This window comes from Sphingobium tyrosinilyticum, assembly GCF_042654265.1.
Lineage (GTDB): Bacteria > Pseudomonadota > Alphaproteobacteria > Sphingomonadales > Sphingomonadaceae > Sphingobium > Sphingobium tyrosinilyticum.
In genome coordinates this window covers 1-17,913 of sequence record NZ_JBHSFZ010000003.1, presented here as the reverse complement: position 1 = coordinate 17,913, position 17,913 = coordinate 1, and the positions used below count along the sequence as shown (strand labels likewise).

At 54.9% G+C, this 17,913-nt stretch carries 8 protein-coding genes and 1 pseudogene; all 9 read left to right on the top strand.

Annotated elements, in window-relative coordinates:
* Window positions 1–27 precede the first annotated feature (27 nt).
* On the top strand, window positions 28–3,936 hold the full coding sequence (locus ACFO3E_RS01810) for a glycosyltransferase (RefSeq protein ID WP_380802004.1): 3,909 nt from the start codon (window positions 28–30) through the stop codon (window positions 3,934–3,936).
* Between the two features lie 107 nt (window positions 3,937–4,043).
* Window positions 4,044–4,952, top strand: a complete 909-nt coding sequence (gene rfbF, locus ACFO3E_RS01805) for a glucose-1-phosphate cytidylyltransferase (RefSeq protein WP_465269432.1) — start codon at window positions 4,044–4,046, stop codon at window positions 4,950–4,952.
* Window positions 4,952–6,043: a CDP-glucose 4,6-dehydratase gene (gene rfbG, locus ACFO3E_RS01800; protein ID WP_380802262.1), complete on the top strand. Its 1,092-nt coding sequence runs from the start codon at window positions 4,952–4,954 to the stop codon at window positions 6,041–6,043. The genes rfbF and rfbG overlap by 1 nt, the downstream gene beginning before the upstream one ends.
* Window positions 6,040–7,278: a methyltransferase domain-containing protein gene (locus tag ACFO3E_RS01795; protein ID WP_380802002.1), complete on the top strand. Its 1,239-nt coding sequence runs from the start codon at window positions 6,040–6,042 to the stop codon at window positions 7,276–7,278. Before rfbG ends, ACFO3E_RS01795 begins: the two co-directional genes overlap by 4 nt.
* On the top strand, window positions 7,275–7,805 hold the full coding sequence (locus ACFO3E_RS01790; protein ID WP_380801999.1) for a dTDP-4-dehydrorhamnose 3,5-epimerase family protein: 531 nt from the start codon (window positions 7,275–7,277) through the stop codon (window positions 7,803–7,805). Before ACFO3E_RS01795 ends, ACFO3E_RS01790 begins: the two co-directional genes overlap by 4 nt.
* Window positions 7,802–8,728, top strand: a complete 927-nt coding sequence (locus ACFO3E_RS01785; protein WP_380801997.1) for an NAD-dependent epimerase/dehydratase family protein — start codon at window positions 7,802–7,804, stop codon at window positions 8,726–8,728. Before ACFO3E_RS01790 ends, ACFO3E_RS01785 begins: the two co-directional genes overlap by 4 nt.
* A gap of 119 nt (window positions 8,729–8,847) precedes the next feature.
* Window positions 8,848–15,882 (top strand): rhamnosyltransferase WsaF family glycosyltransferase, encoded by a 7,035-nt coding sequence (locus tag ACFO3E_RS01780; RefSeq protein WP_380801994.1) that lies wholly within the window; start codon window positions 8,848–8,850, stop codon window positions 15,880–15,882.
* A 154-nt stretch (window positions 15,883–16,036) separates the two neighbouring features.
* Complete coding sequence (locus ACFO3E_RS01775) at window positions 16,037–17,008, top strand: phytanoyl-CoA dioxygenase family protein (RefSeq protein WP_380801992.1); 972 nt, start codon at window positions 16,037–16,039, stop codon at window positions 17,006–17,008.
* 275 nt (window positions 17,009–17,283) lie between these two features.
* A pseudogene (locus ACFO3E_RS01770) lies at window positions 17,284–17,811 on the top strand (transposase); the annotation flags it as partial.
* Window positions 17,812–17,913: the final 102 nt, after the last annotated feature.

Genomic DNA, 17,913 nt, shown 5'->3' with positions numbered 1-17,913 from the left:
TATGAAATACAATACAGGAACTGGGTTATGAGTCTGGGCAGCGATTTAAAAAGGGCTATATTTCGTACAAAAAAAAGAAAAATTGAAAAGAGACGTCGGCAATTTGAGAGACTTAAATCTATCATTGCTACTGATGAAAATCGCCAGGATGGTTTGTTCGATGCCGAATGGTATGAGAAAAATAATCCAGATATCAGTGCCGATAGCCAGAACGCCTTACAGCATTATTTAAATCATGGTCATAAGGAAGGCCGCGACCCAGGGCCGAATTTCGATACACGATATTATGTCACAAAATATCCAGATGTAGGAGTCTCGGGATTGAACCCGCTCCTGCATTATATTCTGCATGGAAGAGCCGAAGGGCGTCAGTGCCAGGGCAGCGCCTCCCATGATGCAATGCACCACTCAGGCGGCGCGCGCCATACCATCGTCAAGGAACTGATCCTCGCACCGGGCGATGACGCTGCGCTGCTTGTCGCCCATGCGCCCGCAGGACGCCTAAAGCCTCATATACTGCCTTATATTGAACAGCTTTCTCGAACGGGCCTTTCCGTTCTTCTCGTCGTTATCGTCGACCGTCCGCTGGAATTGCTGGAAAAGGAAATAGCCGCCGCCGCAGGCGTCATCGTGCGGGATAACGCAGGATATGACTTTGGCGCATGGGCACATGCCCTGCAGCTCTGTCCCTCCCTATTCGGTGCGGGGCTGCTCGTGATGACGAATGACAGCGTCATTCCCACGGCTGATGTTGAGGTCTTCGGAGCAATGATGGCCCAAGTCCGCGAATGTCCCGCCGACATTGCCGCCCTGACCGCCAGCCACGAATATGGCTGGCACGTCCAGAGTTATTTTCTAGGGCTGAAGCCAAAGGCGCTCAGTTCCTGGGGTTTCCAGCATTTCATTCGTGACCTTCGCAGCATCGATGACAAGGATGAAGTCATCCGCACGTATGAAGTGCCTTTCGCTTCGACCATGCAAGCTGCCGGCCTTACCGTTCACGCGCTTTATGCCGGCTCCTTCTCCGCTAATCCGACGTTTTTCAGTTGGCGCGAACTGATCGAGCAGGGCTTTCCATTCATCAAAATTCTTATGCTGCGGGATAAGTTTGCGGAAGTCACCGACCAGCATGCAATGCTGAAGGAGGTACGCGAACAATGGCCGCTCGTGCTCGAAAGTGCAGGGTTCGATGTAGAGCTTGTTCGCGCTGTGCTCAGAGCTGCCGACCTTTCCTCGTTGCCGCCAGGGCCTCGCAGCGATCTTCTGGTTGATGGTCGGCAGTTCGATTCCATCAGTGATGATCATCCGTTACGCATCGCCTATTTCGGCCCTTGGAACTACGATAACGGCCTCGGCGCCGCTGCACGTGAAATGTTGAGCGCGATACGTCATACAAGTGCACGCGTGAACGCTTATCCCGTTGCAAAGCCCTTCCACATCCATCGGCTTATCTGTCCTTCTATCGAGACACTAGATTTCAACGGTCGCCCCGACATAGCCATTGTCCATCTGAATCCCGATTCTTGGAATGTTTTAACCAACGAACAGCGTGCGATCATACGATCGGCAAAGCAGCGCATCGGATATTGGGTCTGGGAAACCGACAAACTGCCGGCAGGGTGGCAGCAGGAGTTGAATTCCGTTGACCGGATTTGGGCACCCAGTACCTATTGCGCGGAAGTTTTTGCCGCCGAAGCCGCTGTGCCGGTCGATGTGGTTCCACATCCCGTGCGCGTGCCTGTGCGCATCGCTTCTGACCGGGAAGCGACGCTGCGCCGGTTCGGGATTGACCCGGACCTCAAGGTGATCCTCTACATCTTCGATGGAGCCAGCTATCTTATCCGCAAGAACCCCGATGCCCTGATCCGCGCCTTTGCGGCGTCGGGCCTGGCGGCGCAGGGATGGACGCTGGTCCTTAAGACAAAGCATCTTCATGATCGCCCTGAAGCTGGCGAGGCCCTGACCAGGCTCGCAGAGGCGACGCAGGGCGTTCACATCCTTGAAGTATCGCTCCATTCCGATGAGGTCACGAGCCTCATGGCGGCGGCAGACATCTACGCATCGCCCCACAGTTCCGAAGGGTTTGGGCTCACGGTGGCTGAAGCCATGGCGGTCGGCAAACCGGTTGTAGCGACCGACTATGCAGGAACAAAGGACTTCATCGACGCTACATGCGGCTATCCCGTCCCATCGACAATGTGGACGCTAGATCAGAATTATGGCCATTATCTTGCGGGTCATCGTTGGGCAAAGGTCGATGAAGACGCTTTCGCTGAGAAGTTGGTGCAGGCAGCGAAGGCTATCAAAGCGGGCGACCACGCTATTGGTGAGGCGGCAAAGGCCAAAATAGAGAGACTCCTGTCTTATGAAGCCGTGGCACAGGCGATCCAAGTGAGCTTCGCAAGCGCGATCGAGAATTCGCGCCTTTCGGCCGCCGCGCCACGGCGGAAAAAGATGATGCACCTTCCGCTCCCACCTCAGATCTACCCTAATTTTGCCGGCGCAAAGCGATTCAGCGATTTTCCTCCGACCCAAGGTCTGCTTCCGATTCCCTTGGAAGATGATCTATCATGGGACGGCGCGCCTATTCCTGATGGCGACTTGAACGATTGGCTTCTGTTCGCGCCGCGCAACGCTCATGTTTCGCCAGAGATGAGCCATGTTCTCCGCTGTTCCTCCATGAACCGGCCAGATGTGTCGCTCTTTTACGCTGACGACGTTGCGGCAGGGGAAGACATGCTCACTCGGCTCAACCTCAAGCCCGATTTCAACCATACGCTCCTCGTCGCACAGGATTATATCGGTGCACCGGTCGCCGTTCGCCGGAAGATGCTGAAAGATGTCGGGGGGCTAGATCGAGCACACGGCACGGCTGTGCTCTACGATTTGATATTGCGCGTGGCTGATGCAGGGGGTGTCATCTCACGGATCACGGAAGTTCTAATTGGTTATAAAGGGAAGCGGCCGGTTGCTGAAACCACGGCCCGCCGTGCCGCCCTTACGGCTCGTAGAGGCTTTAGCGAAATTGCTCTGGTTGAAGGAGATGCGCACGGATTAATACTGCAACGGCGGAGGTTCGCAAGCCAAGATCATCCTTCAGTTACGATCGTGATACCCACACGGCGAACTCATCGGCCAAAATCGACGGAAACCTACATCGAGGCTCTTTTGACGAACATTGCGCAGGCGGCATGGCCAATGGATCGCGTCACCGTGATCGTGGGCGATGACATTGTCGGGGAACCTGATTGGATTAAGAGACCATGGCCGTTCAAGCTGAAACGGATTGAGACGCCGCGCACATCCAGTGAAGCGTTCAATTACTCGAGCAAGATGAATCGATTATGGCGTGAAGCGAAAGATGAGCAGATCATATTCCTGAATGATGATGCCGTCCCAACGACACCTGACTGGCTATCTGCTCTTTTGAGCTTCGCGGTCGATGAGAGCGTCGGGGGAGTCGGTGCTCGTCTATATTACAACGACGGCAGCATACAGCATGTCGGGATGTTTCCATCATTTCGCACGGTCGTCCATGCTTGGCTTGGCTGGCCAACCGAGGCGAGGACATATAATGATTGGGCCGTGGCGCAGCGGGAATGGTCGATGGTCACCGGCGCTGTCTTTGCAACCCGACTGTCGATTTTAAACCAAGTGCATGGTTTCGACGAACGCTTCAGTCTGGAGTTCAACGACGTTGATCTTTGCTTGCGTATCCGTAACATGGGTTACCGGATCGTCTACAATCCGGATGCGCAGTTCACTCATGCCGAGAAGGCCTCACGCGGCGAAGCAATTCCGCCAGGGGAAGAGGTCGCGCTTTTTCTATCGCGCTGGGGGCGCTGGCTCGATTATGACCCCGCTTCACATCCACGTTTTTCGCAGGCTAGGCTCGACCTGGCTGCTCACCCTGAGGAAAATGCATGGTATCTCTAAGGGAGCGGCGCCGCGCTAAGTCAATTTATAGTGGCCTCAGCGGGCCTGCCGCCCCTTCCTGAAGTGCCAGTCATCTAAGGCGGTCAGCTGCCCAAACGCGTAAGGCTTTGTCGCTTTCATTTCAACTGGAGGCATCTTCGTCTTTTTTTGAGCCAAAAGCGGTTGCATCGGCTGTGGCTGCGATTAAGAAGTACCGTGTCCAAGCGGTTGAGACTGACGGGCAAATGAAAGCTGGGGTTTTTCTTAATATGAAAGTAGTTTTGCTGGCTGGCGGACTAGGTACTAGGCTATCAGAAGAAACTTCTTTGCGACCTAAGCCGATGGTGGAGATTGGTGGGCTGCCGATGCTCTGGCATATTATGAAAATTTATTCTTCAGCTGGGTTAAATGATTTTGTGATATGTCTTGGATATAAAGGTTATTTTGTAAAGGAGTATTTTGCTAATTACTTTCTCCACATGGCGGATGTGACGATTGATCTCAGCCAGAATGGCTTGGATATCCATCATTCGCGCGCTGAGAAATGGCGGATCACGCTAGTTGATACTGGTGCTGACACAATGACGGGCGGCAGAATTAAACGCGTTGCGGACCATATCGGTAATGACACATTTTGCATGACTTATGGCGATGGCGTGGCAAATATCGATATCCCTAAGCTAATCGCGTGTCATGTTGCGGGTGGCCGCGATGCGACTGTGACCGCCGTCCGTCCTCCGGGACGGTTTGGTGCTTTGGACATTAACGATGGGCAGGTGAGCGGCTTTATCGAAAAGCCGCAGGGTGACGGCAGTTGGATTAATGGCGGCTTCTTTGTCCTTTCCCCCCGCGTCATCGAGCGCATTGAGGGTGATGCCACGACTTGGGAACGCGAACCTTTGGAAGGTTTGGCGCGCGATGGGCAATTGTCGGCATATCAACACGAGGGTTTCTGGCAGCCGATGGATACGTTGCGCGACAAGAACTATCTCGAGGAACTGTGGCAGAGCGGCAACGCTCCGTGGAAAATGTGGTGATGCAGGCACTGTTTCCATCGTCTACCTTCTGGCGCGGCAAGCGTGTGCTATTGACTGGACACACTGGCTTTAAGGGTGGATGGGCCGCAATGTGGCTCGAATTGCTCGGGGCTGAGGTTTACGGTCTCGCGTTGTCGCCTGCGGGGGCCTCTGGCGGTGAGGCTTTGTGGCACGCGATCGGGCGCCCGGGCAACCGATGTGGCTTTGCCGATATCCGCGATGCGGCCGCCGTCGAGGCTGCTTTCGTCACGGCGCGTCCGGACGTGGTTTTGCACATGGCTGCCCAAGCATTGGTCCACGCGTCCTACGAAGATCCGGTCACGACGTTCGATACGAACGTCATGGGTCTGATCAACGTGCTCGAGGTGGCACGTCGCAGTCCCGGGCTGAAGGCGATCGTCAATGTGACTAGCGATAAATGCTACGAGAATACCGAGCAGGTTTGGGCTTATCGCGAAACAGAACCAATGGGCGGCTCCGATCCGTATAGTGCCAGCAAGGGGTGTGCGGAGCTAGTCACTGCATCTTATCGTCGTTCCTTCTTTAACCGGCCGGAGGGCCCGCTGCTGGCTTCGGCTCGCGCGGGCAACGTCATTGGTGGGGGCGACTGGTCGCCTGACCGGCTTGTTCCTGATTGCGTACGCTCTTTCAGCAGACAGGCTGATGTATTAATCCGTAACCCTCTCTCGACCCGGCCATGGCAGCATGTCTTGGAGCCGATCACCGGCTACCTCATGTTGGCTCAGGCGTTGATTGAGCGCGGTGCCGATGCTGCGCAGGGCTGGAATTTTGGTCCCCCTGACGATGATGCTTGGCCGGTCGGCCGGATTGTCGATGCGTTGGCCGAAGCATGGGGTTCAGGGGTGGGCTGGGGTCGCGATGAAACTGTCCGTCCTCATGAAGCGATGCTGTTGCGCGTTGACGCCAGCAAAGCGCGTCTCGGTCTTGGTTGGCGGCCACGGTTGCCGATCGGGGAAGGGCTTGCCTGGACAGTGGATTGGTACAAGTCGGTTGCCGCTGGGCAATCAGCACGCACTGTTACAATGAATCATATCAGGGCTTACGAAGCCCTTTCCGGAGCTGCTAAATGAACCCGACTTGCCGTTTCTGTAGTGCACCGCTGGAAGTGTCCTTCGCGGACCTCGGGATGTCTCCAATTTCTAACGATTATATCGCTCCGGAGCATTCCGCCGCGATGGAGCCGTTCTATCCATTGCACGCCTATGTATGCGGAAATTGCTGGCTTGTGCAGTTGATTGATTTTGAGAAAGCCGAGAATATGTTTTCGGACGAGTATGCCTATTTTTCGTCCTATTCCCAATCTTGGTTGGCCCATGCCAAACGGTATGCGCTGAAGACAATTGCGGATGAGAAGCTGGGAGGGGAAAGCCTAGTCGTCGAGATCGCCTCGAATGATGGTTACCTGTTGCAATATTTTAAGCAGTCCGGCGTGCCGGTGCTGGGGATCGAGCCGACAGCCAATACCGCGCGCGTGGCGCTGGAGGAGCGCGGTGTTGAGAGCGAAGTCGCGTTCTTCGGTCGGGCAACGGCTGAGCGCCTGCGAGACCGCGGCATCCAAGCCGACGTGATGGCTGCCAATAATGTGTTGGCGCACGTTCCCGACATCAATGATTTTATTTCAGGCTATCCCGTCCTGCTGAAAAAGGGCGGCGTCGCTAATATTGAATTTCCGCATCTTTTACGGCTCATCGAGCAGCGCCAGTTCGATACGATCTACCACGAACATTTTAGCTATTTATCTTTCACTGTCGTACGCCGGATGTTCGCCGAGCACGGCATGCGGGTGTACGATGTTGAAGAGCTTCAGACGCATGGCGGCTCGTTGCGCGTGTATATCGCTCATGAAGACGATATGAGGCGGGGCGACACGCCCGCTGTAAAGGCCATGCTCGAAGCGGAGCATGCTGCCGGCCTATCGAATCTCGCTACATATCGCCGTTTTTCTGACGCGGTGATCGAGACCAAGCTTGCTCTGCTCGAATTTCTCCTCGCAGCTAAACGGAAAGGAAAGACCGTGGCGGGTTACGGCGCGCCAGCCAAGGGCAATACACTGCTCAATTATTGTGGTGTAAAGACCGATCTTATCGCCTTCACTGTGGATCGCAGCCCGCATAAGGCCGGGAAGTTTCTTCCTGGGACGCGTATCCCCATCTACACACCGGACCGGATAGACAGAGAGAAGCCTGATTATCTCCTCATCCTGCCGTGGAACCTGCGAGATGAAATCATGGAGCAGATGGCCCATGTGCGTGATTGGGGCTGTGCGTTCGTTACTCCCATTCCCACGGTCCATGTCCACCGATGATCTTTACGCCCCTCTCGATAGAAGGCGTTTGGCGTGTCGATTTATCCCTCATGCCGGACGACCGAGGCTTTTTTGCGCGCACGTTTTGTACAGCAGAATTCGCCGCGCAGGGGTTGCCTGCGGTATTCGAGCAATCAAGCCTCTCTAGAAATACACGCGCGGGTACCCTGCGAGGAATGCATTATCAGGAAGCACCGCACGCCGAGGCAAAGTTTGTGCGCTGCGTCCGTGGTGCGCTGGTCGATGTAGTAATCGATCTTCGCCTCGACTCGCCAACGCGAGGACAATGGCTAGCTGAAAGGTTGACGGCTGATAGCGGCACGGGGCTGTATATTGCCCCTGGTCTTGCACACGGTTTTCAAACTCTCGTTGACGATACCGACATGCTTTATCAGATCACCCCCTCATTCCGCTCTGGCTTCGGTCGGGGTGTGCGTTGGGACGATCCGACTTTCGCGATTGATTGGCCTTTGCCAAATCCCATTCTGTCTAGCCGCGATGCCTCATATCCTGACTGGTCGGCATGAAGATTCTAGTTACCGGTTGCAGTGGTTTCGTTGGACGCCACGTGATTGCGCAACTTACAAGCGAAGGTGCTACGGTCGTCGGGAGCAGTCGTACCGCGATGAAGCTCATCGGAGCGGAACATGTGGCAGCGAACCTCATCATACCGGGAGCCGCGGCCGCGCTGATCGACCAGGTGCAGCCAACACATTTGCTGCATTTGGCTTGGAACGCGGTTCCGGGTAAATTCTGGAACGCCCCGGACAATTTGGATTGGTGCGCCGCCAGCCTAGCACTCGTCCGCGCCTTTCACGATTCAGGTGGTAAACGGGCCGTGCTCGCTGGGAGTTGTGCTGAATACGATTGGACGGGCGATGGCCGACTTGATGAACGTACTTCGCCGACCAATCCCGCTACCTTGTACGGAGTTACCAAGGATGCGCTGCGTCGCATGGTGCTGCGCGATGCCGATCACCATGGGCATTCTGTAGCCTGGGGGCGAATTTTTTGGCTGTACGGTCCGGGCGAGGCGGCGGGTCGATTGGTATCCGACGTTGCAGTCGCACTGCGCGACGGAGGCAAACCGGAGGTCAGCAGCGGAACACAGCGGCGCGATTTCTTGCACGTTGCAGATGCCGCGGGTGCTTTCATCTCAGCGTTACGCAGCGATTATCAGGGCATATTTAACGTCTGTTCGGGATCCGGCGTCCCCGTAGGCGATGTGGTTCGCACTCTTTCTGAGGCGATGGGACGGCCAGAAAGTGTCCGGTTTGGCGCTCGGCCGACGGATCCCCACGAGCCGCCATTGCTTTACGGGACAGTCGATAGACTGCACAGCGATTTAGGGTTTCGGCCTGTCTTTTGCCTACGCGAAGGCTTGGCTGATACTGCTCGATGGTGGTTTCGAACCGCTGCACAGTATGAAAAGCCGAGCGGTCGCGCATAGTCTTCTGCCAGGTATTTTTGTCGGGGAAATGGTGAATGCCACTTCGTATCACGCGTAAACGGACTGCTAGCCTAGTAAAGCGTTTGATAAAGCCGGCTAACCCCCCGGTTGGCTCTTCATTGTTCGATGCCGGTTGGTACGTTACCATGTACAAAGGCATGATTCCTCGCGGAATGAGAGCATACGATCATTATATAAACTACGGGGCGGCGCTGGCGCTCGATCCCAACCGATTTTTCAGTACCAGATGGTATTTGCAGCATAACCCGGACGTCGCTGCTGCAGGGATCAATCCGCTAATCCACTATGTTGCACATGGTATCGCCGAGGGACGTGAGCCTGGGCCATTGTTCAATGTTGCCTGGTATCTGGAACAATATCCCGATGTGGCTGAGGCTGGCATGGGGGCGTTGCAACATTATCTTGAACATGGGGCGGACGAAGGGCGGGACCCCAACGGCTGGTTCGATACGCAATGGTATTTAGATCATAATCCTGACGTCGCCGCTGCGAACATAAACGGTTATAGGCATTATCTGGACCATGGAGTGGCGGAAGGGCGAAACCCCAGCCCGCTGTTCTGGACGGACTGGTACGTCGGTGAAAATCCCGACGTAAAGGCGATGCAGATCAACCCGTTCGTTCATTTTCTGACCTACGGTATAGAGAGCGGCCGTGCGCCAAGCCCATATTTCTCAGCCAACAAGCTGGCTGACTACCATACAATAAAACGAGCGGACGCTTTTGATCGCGAATTCTATTGCGCTCGCTTTCCGGATGTCCCGCTGCACGGCTACGATCCATTGGTCCATTTCGTCCAATGTGGTGCGGCGGAAGGGCGTGATCCACATCCTGACTTCGGTATCAGGCGCTACATCACCAAACACGCGGCAGCGGCAATGCCAGGCGTTAATCCGCTTGTTCACTACATACGCAATGGGAAAAGTAAAGGACTGTCGGTTGATGCGGCACCTGAGTTCTCGCGGAACCAAGATTTGTGGGCTCCGCCAAAGAATCAGGTATGGCGCGATAGTTTTGAGCGACGTTTGGCTGAACGTTTGTCGGCACGCCGGAAGAATATAGAGAGGCCGGTCTTCCACGATACTTACCCGACCTTCTCCATCATTACCACGGTGTACAACACCGCACCGGACTTCCTTTTCGACCTAGCCGATTCGGTGGAAGCGCAATTATTCGGCGATTTTGAATGGTTGATCCTCGATAATGGCTCAACTGATCCCACGTCACGATCCGCCGTTCAAACGATCGCCGATCGTGACCCGCGGTTCCGTTTCTTTCGTGCTGATCGCAACTTACACATAATTGGCGGGAATCGCTTCGTATTCGAACGTGCCGTTGGTCACTATATCGTTCCGATCGATTCCGACGATCTGCTTTATCCAGATTCGCTAGCACTGATCGCCGACGTGCTGCGGCGCGATCCTGCAAACCCGCCCGTGGTGATCTACAGCGATGAACAGAAGATTGATCAACAGGGCGCGCCGCTGGAACTCATCTGGCGGTGCGAATATTCCATGTCACAAGCGATGCAGACCGCTCCCGCCGCCCATTTGCTTGTTTTTGCACGCACTGCCGGCGAACGGGTTGGCGTGTATAGCGATGACTATGCGCGTGGGTCTCATGACTGGGATACTTTGCTCCGCCTGACTGAAAATCGCGCCGATGTCGCTCACGTGCCTGAAGTCCTCTATGGTTGGCGCGTCCATGCCCAATCGACTGCCAGTAATGCTGCAGCGAAGGATTACATTGTCGATTCTCAACGGGAGGTCGTTCTTGCCAGCTTGGAGCGTCGCGGGCTGACCGACCGCTTCGAAATTGAACCCTTGTTTGCAGATGTGCCGGGCTGGTACCACGCCAGGCGCGTTCACAACATGTTGCCGGCCATAGATATCGATTTCGTGGTGCCGTTCGATACCGGCGAACTCGGCGCCACGGCAGATAATGTAAATAAGCTTAGCAAAAACACGGCATGGCGTCGTGTCGTGTATCCCGCCGCCCTGGAAGCTAAGGTCGCGCAATTGCGCGCTACCGCCGCAATCTCTCAGATTGTCGATGAATGGATCTCGGTTGACACTTATGGAGAGTTGGTCGACGCAATAAACCAGGTTCGGCTCGGTAGCTTTGCTAAGGCAATCATCACGTCCAGCGTTGCGATCGAGAAAGCGGATGCCGTAACCGAAGCGATCGGTGTACTCGAACTCGATCCTCAAGCAGGCATAGTGGGCGGGCCGTTGGTTCATGACGACGGCGCTATACAAAATCTCGGGCTGATGGCTGGCTTGGATGATTTTGTCGGAACGCCGTTTTTTGGTTGGCCGATCGAATCCTGCCCGCCGCATTTGGTGAAAGTTCGTCGCCCTGTTGCAGCATTCCCGGTGATGGCGCTCTGCATTCGTGCAGATGTGCTACGTAGCGGCGTGAAGTTCACTGGCATTGACCATGAGGATGCCCGCGCAGGAATTGAACTATGCCTGGCTGCGAGCAGGCTGGGTTATAAGATAATTCTCGACAGCCGCCTAAGCGCAAAAGTGGAGCATGATTTACGCCAGTTTGTTGGTGGCGGGACGCCTTGGCGAAGCAGAATGCTGGCAGAGAATTCGGATTTGCTATCGCGCAGAAAGTTTTCAACCCACCTGACGGCAATTGGCACGCGCTTCGGCAGACTTGCCGATCACGCCGAGTCAGCATCATCCTCCATGATGCTGTCCCTAAGTCCGGCAATACCGCTCAGTCTCCACGCTAGCCCGGAACTCAGTTTGCTCCCGACGATCAACGTTCTGCTGCCTGCGGTGCGGAAGGAAAGTTTATCAGGGGGGCCTAATACAGCGCTTAACTTGGCCTATCGCCTGGCCGTCATCGGCCACCGTGTTCGGATCATTTCGACCGACTTACCGCCTGGCCAAGACCTTAACGTTGTTTGGGATCTGATGATGAACCTCAGCGGGACAGCAGAGCGCTTACCGCATGTAGAAATTGTCGATGGATCTGATCGTAGTCGTGCACTAAAGATCGGAAATAACGACGTGTTTTTTGCAACTGCGTGGTGGACCGCAGTGATGGCACAAGCGGCCTCGTCATTGGTCGGCGGCAAGAAATTTCTTTATTTAATCCAGGATTTTGAACCGATCTTCTATGCGGCGTCCAGTCACTACGCTCTCGCTCTTGAAACCTATAATTTTTCCTGCATTCCTGTAATCAACACACATATCTTGCGTGATTTCCTGATCGAGAACGCGATTGGTAAATTCGCCCAATCCAGCCACGCAGCGAATGCGCTAGCTTTCGAACCGGCTCTTGATCGATCGGTATTTTACCCGCCTTTTGTCTCTGCATCGCGGCTGAAGGTAGTTGGATCGCAACCTCAGCTCAAAAGTAAATCCGACTCACGGAGAAAGCGTCGGCTGCTGTTCTATGCCCGCCCCTCAGTCGGTGTACGTAATCTGTTCGAGATCGGACTGGCAGCACTGAAAGCAGCTGTCGATCAGCATATCTTGGACGCAGATACATGGGACATCGTTGGCATGGGGGAGGATTTTGTGCCTCGCTCGCTCGGTCGCGGCGCCATGCTGGAATGCGCTCCGTGGCTCGGTTTTGACAGTTATGCGCAGCAAATGCGGGAATCCGACATTTTGCTGTCATTGATGCTGTCACCGCATCCAAGTTATCCGCCACTCGAAATGGCCAGCTGTGGCGGCATCGTTGTAACCAACAGCTACGCCAACAAAAGTCCAGAACGGCTCGCCGGGATTTCGGCTAATATTATCGCTGCAGAGCCGAATGTAGCGGCCATCCTTGAAGCACTACGAGCGGCTGTGGGGCGTCTTGACGATGTGGCGGCGCGTCATAGCGCCTCAAAGCTCGATCTTCCAGCGAGTTGGGATGAGGCTTTCGCCGAAATCATCCCATGCATTTCGAACCGTCTGATTGAGCAAGGCGTCATCAAAAACCCGGGTGCTGGCGTGCCTGTTGATGAACCGATCAGCCTCTGCCTGCCAGCCCCTGAGCCAGGCAGCGATTATGCCGCCTTTCTCACGGCAGCAGCTAAACGGCGCGCGCGGTTCAACGTGGGCGTTGCGGAAGCAGGACTCTTCACCTTCGTAACGACTGTGTGGAACACTGCGCCGGCCTATCTCCAGGTGCTTGCCAAGAGCCTGGAACGACAGATAGGCGGAACGAACTTTACGTGGTTCATCCTTGATAATGGCTCTTCCAGGGCCGACACGCGGGCCACGCTTGAAAGGATCGCGCGTCGCTCGTACGTCCGTCTCGAAAGAGTTGAGGAAAATCTCGGCATCTTAGCTGGAATGCGCTATTGTCTCGAGCGTGCAGAGGGCCGGTATATCCTGCCGCTTGATTCAGATGATTATCTATTTCCAGACTGCATCCGCACGCTTGCTTGGTATGTGCAAAAGCACGACTATCCGGCCCTATTGTACACCGATGAAGACAAGCTAATCGGCGAGCGTTTGTCGATGCCATTTCAAAAGCCGGATTTCGATCCGGTGCTGTTCTCGGTGCAGTGCTATATCGCGCATCTGTGCGTAATTGACCGCAAGCTAGCGCTCGAGCTCGGAGCCTATTCCGACCGCCGACCAGAGGGTAGCCATGATTGGGATACCTTCACGCGGTTCCACAATGCCGGTCACGTGCCAGTGCACGTACCGCAAATCCTGTACAGTTGGCGGCTTCACACTCAGTCTACGGCTGGCGGAAATATGGAAACCAAGCCGGTTGTATTCGATTCGCAACGTGCCGTGCTTGAACGGATGCGAGCTGGGACGTCTGTGGGAGACAAGTTTTCGCTGGAGCCTAGCCCATTGTTTGGACGGACGCCCGACTGGTGGTGGAAGCGCAAACGTATGGACAGTCGCCCGATCATGACGGTTGCTGTGTCCCTTAAAGATCCGGGCTCGAAAGGAAGCAATCCGCGCATTCCCGATGAGATTGATCATCGTACTGTCTCTATGGAGATAAGCGACGGTCTTAATCAATTGCAGTTGTTGGTCAGAGAAGCAGCTGCCTCATCACATCTTGTTCATTTGCTGTTTGCAGAAACGTACCCAGATAACGACGAGTGGGCATGGGAAGCAATTGGTCAACTCGAACTTCACAGCGATGCGGTGGCCGTTGGTGGAAGAATATACAATGAAATAGGCCTCGTCGATGGAGGCCAGTTCCTAGGATTCGGTAGTGGTTGCGACTCGCCTGACCGTGGACGAGCAATGAACGATCCCGGTTATGCTGCTCAGTTGTGGAAGCAGCGATCAGTAAATGCGGTTTCGGTGCAACATGCCGTGTTCGAGCCAAATTTTCTGGAAGACGCGATCAGACACGCGATTTTGTTCGATGCGCCGATTGCGCATCTATCTGCCTGGATCGGTGGCTATGCTGCGAAAACAGGGCGCCGGATAATCTATTCGCCAATCCTCAGTGCCCAAACCAATCTCGACTTGACCGACATGGTTTCGGCGCGGGACAAAGGAGTGTTTCTGTCAGCCCATGCCGAGCTGCTACCCGAGCGCCGCTTGCGATCGCCTGACTTCGGTATTCGGCTTGGCGAGGCTTACGAGCCGCGCATTGCCGTGCCCTATAGCATTCCGGACGTCGCAGACCTGCCGACTTACGGCAGCTGGTCGACGCCAGACCAAGGCTGCGTAATATCGGACGAGCATGAAACCATACCGATGTTTTCGATCCTCACGACGCTTTACAGCGGGACGGACGCTGCCTTCTTTGAACGCACGGCTGCTAGCGTGGCCAGTCAGTCATTCCTAAATTATGAATGGGTTATTTTGGCCCATGGCCCGGTACCGCCAGAAGTTGATGACATTCTTGACACGCTTACTGCCGATGGTCGTGTGCGTATACTCCGTCTTCACGATAACCTTGGCATAATTGGGGGCATGCGCTACGTGCTGGAAGCGGCTTCCGGTCGTTATATCGTACCGCTAGATGGCGACGATCTTCTGGTTCCAGATGCGCTGGCCGTTTTTGCAGCGGCAGTAAACGCAGATACGCGACCACCCGCGATGCTTTACAGCGACGAGGACATCATCCTCGGAGACAATATCCAGCTGCCGTATTGCCGCCCAAGTTGGGATCCAGTGCTTGACCTGGAAAATTCTTGGATATGGCACTTGGTCGCAATGGACCGCAGAATCGCCTTGGATTTGAACGTCTATAGCGATGCTGGCGCCGAATATTGCCATGACTGGGACAGCGTGGACCGCTTTGCTGCTGCTGGCGTGAACATCGTTCATGTACCGCGGGTCCTGTGCCACTGGCGACATCACGAGCGCAGCACATCCAATTCCGACACGACGAACACCGTTTCGTCCGCTTCAGTCCGCCATGTGCTAAGTCGGAAGATTGCGCGGTTGGGGATGACTGGTAAGGCTGTCCCTGCTCCCTATCCGATATGGCGAGGAGCTGAAGAATGGTGGATTGACCGCTTACCAGTCGATTTGCCCCCGCTTATTTCATTCTCAGGGTCCAACTTCGCCAGCCCGAGCGGCTTTGCTTCGATCACCTTGAACGACGTCCATGATCGTGATGAGCTCGCTGCCTGTGTGAAGACTCTGAAGGCCGATGCAATTGTCGCCCTCCTCGCCCATGAGATAGTGTTTTCTGACATCGCGGGGCGCGAAGTGGTCAAACTGTTGGAATTTGTCGGCGACCTTGCCGTCGTGTGCGGCCCAATAATTGCGAACGGCAAAATCATTTCAGCTGGCTACTCGTTTGATTCAGTGGGCCGGCTTAACACGCCGCTTGATGGAAAAGACGAGAACTATTCTGGTCCCTATGCCTTGGGGCTGAAGCCGCACTGCATTGCAGCGCCGCCATCTGAGGCGTTTTTCGTGCGGGCATCGTTCTTGGTCGATGCGCTGGCGGATGCACCTAAGTCAGTTTGCCAGGCCGAACTCGGTTTGTGGTTAGGAGCATATGCTGCAGCGCATGGTAAACGTGTCGGGTATTCTCCGCTTTTGCGAGCGGAGGCAAAAGGAGATCTTCCGTCTGCTTGGGATCTATTATCAACGCAACTCGCTTGGCAGGCTTTTTGCGCTCATACTGGCACCGCCGTACCAAGTACGCAGTCAATCGGAGGGTATATCCCCGTACGATGGAAACCCTGATTCGACAGCGCATTCGCCACTCCTGTGATCGGCCGATCATGAGGGTCGCCAATGTTCGGACGATACGGAACTCCTCTTCCGTGTCTGCAGTGTTCTGAATGTTAAGCCTTATCCTGACACCCTCCAATTTCTTTCCGCGTTAAGGACTAAATTCATGGACAATCATGGCGGGCCGAAGCCGCACAAGGTGGTTCCGGAGCAGTATTGCGGCATAGGGAACAATTTGGTTTCTATGCATCTAAAGAAGCAATGGCATGAAGAAGGCTTCGTCTGTATTCCCGGTGTGGTAGGTCGATCTGAAATCGATGCCCACAATGAAATAGTTTCTGCCGCCCGTCTTACATTAGATGACCGCCGTGATGTGCACGGGTTTGGCGACCGTATAGGTCAGCTTCATCAGGTGTATCCCGATCTGATGAATATATCGGCTAAGTCTGAAATCATCGATTTTTTGAGTTGGGCATTTGGCGAAGGTCCAGTGCTGTTTGGTTCATTGCAATTTGAAAAGGGAAGTGAGCAGAGTCCTCATATCGACGCCATATTTTTTTGGCCGGAGCCAGCATATTCGATGGCGGGCGTTTGGGTCGCGCTTGAAGATATAGATCCAGATGCTGGACCATTGTTCTATATTCCCGGAAGCCATACGTGGCCGTTCTACCATAGCGATGATGTTGTAGCTCGGCGTCCGGATTTAAAGGAGCGGTGGAAACGTCCAGAGAGTGTAGAAAGCCTAGATGATCTAGTGTCTGAAATTGGAAATGCCTGGACCGAAGAATTTATCTCGATGGAGCGCGATCGCGCTGCACAACGGATATCACCGGAGATAAAGGCAGGCGATGTGGTGATATGGCATTCCTTGTTGGCGCATGGAGGGACTCCGCGTGTAAATCCTGCACTGAGTAGGCGAAGCGTTGTCTATCATTACTTCGGAAGGACCGCCCGTCTTTATACCTTTTCTCAATTCATGTTAAATGGAAGGGAAGATATTAAAAATTTGCAGCCAACGGAGATGCCACGGGGAGTTCATAATGGGCTTGAATTTATGCGGTTCCCCCATTTCGCAACCTACAGCGAAGGTGTCGAACGCGTGAGGTCTGTTGAAGAATTCAAGCGCAATAATGTGTAATGAGACCTGTGCACGGGTGGGCTTAGAGCGATAAAGAGTGATAAATTCTGGGCCTATCCAGCGCGGGTTCCAGGGCCCTCCACGTCGCCGGGCGTGGTAGTGGCAACTTTCATGGCGCAACGGCGAGAATGTTCATGGTGCGCTTGAGGTTGTAGGCGATGGCGGATAGGTGGACTTGGTTGGCAACTGGACACCGCGAAAACTGGTGGCGTCTGACGGCTTGAGGCGATTCACTGCCATTGTGGGCCTGCGGAGGCGGGGATGGCAGGACAGCCGTGTTCTTTGATCTTTCGGACCAATAGAGGCGCTGTGCGCCGCAGGGGATCCGCTGGAACGGTTAGCGGCGGTGGTGGATTTTGAGGTTTTTCGCGGCCCCCTGATTCAGCCTTGTGCCGCGGTCCCAGTGCCAGGGGCGGGCGGCCGCCGTTCGACGCGGTGCTGATGTTCAAGATCCTCGTGCTGCAGGCGCTCTACTCGCTGTCGGACGATGCGACGGAATTCCAGATCAAGGACTGGAACTCGTTCCAGCGTTTCTTGGGGCTGGGGCTCGAGGGAACGGTGCCCTATACGACGACGGTGTGGTTTGTTCAGGGAGCTACTGGTAAAGGCCAAAGCGATCGACAAGCTCTTTCCCCGCTTCGATGCCGCTGACGGACAGGGGCTATCTCGCTATGGGCGGGCAGATCATCGATGCGACGGTCGTGCCCGCGCCCGAACAAGGGAACACCGAGGAAGAAAAGACGGCGATCAAGGAAGGCCGGACCCGCGACCGCTGGAAAGACAAACCCGCGAAGCGGCAGAAGGCTCTAGAGCAAAATCTGACCGGACTGAATCATTGGGATTCCCCTTCGCTCAGAAATGTGATTCACCATGTCAGCTGGACGAGGAGGCCAGCCTGGCATGAC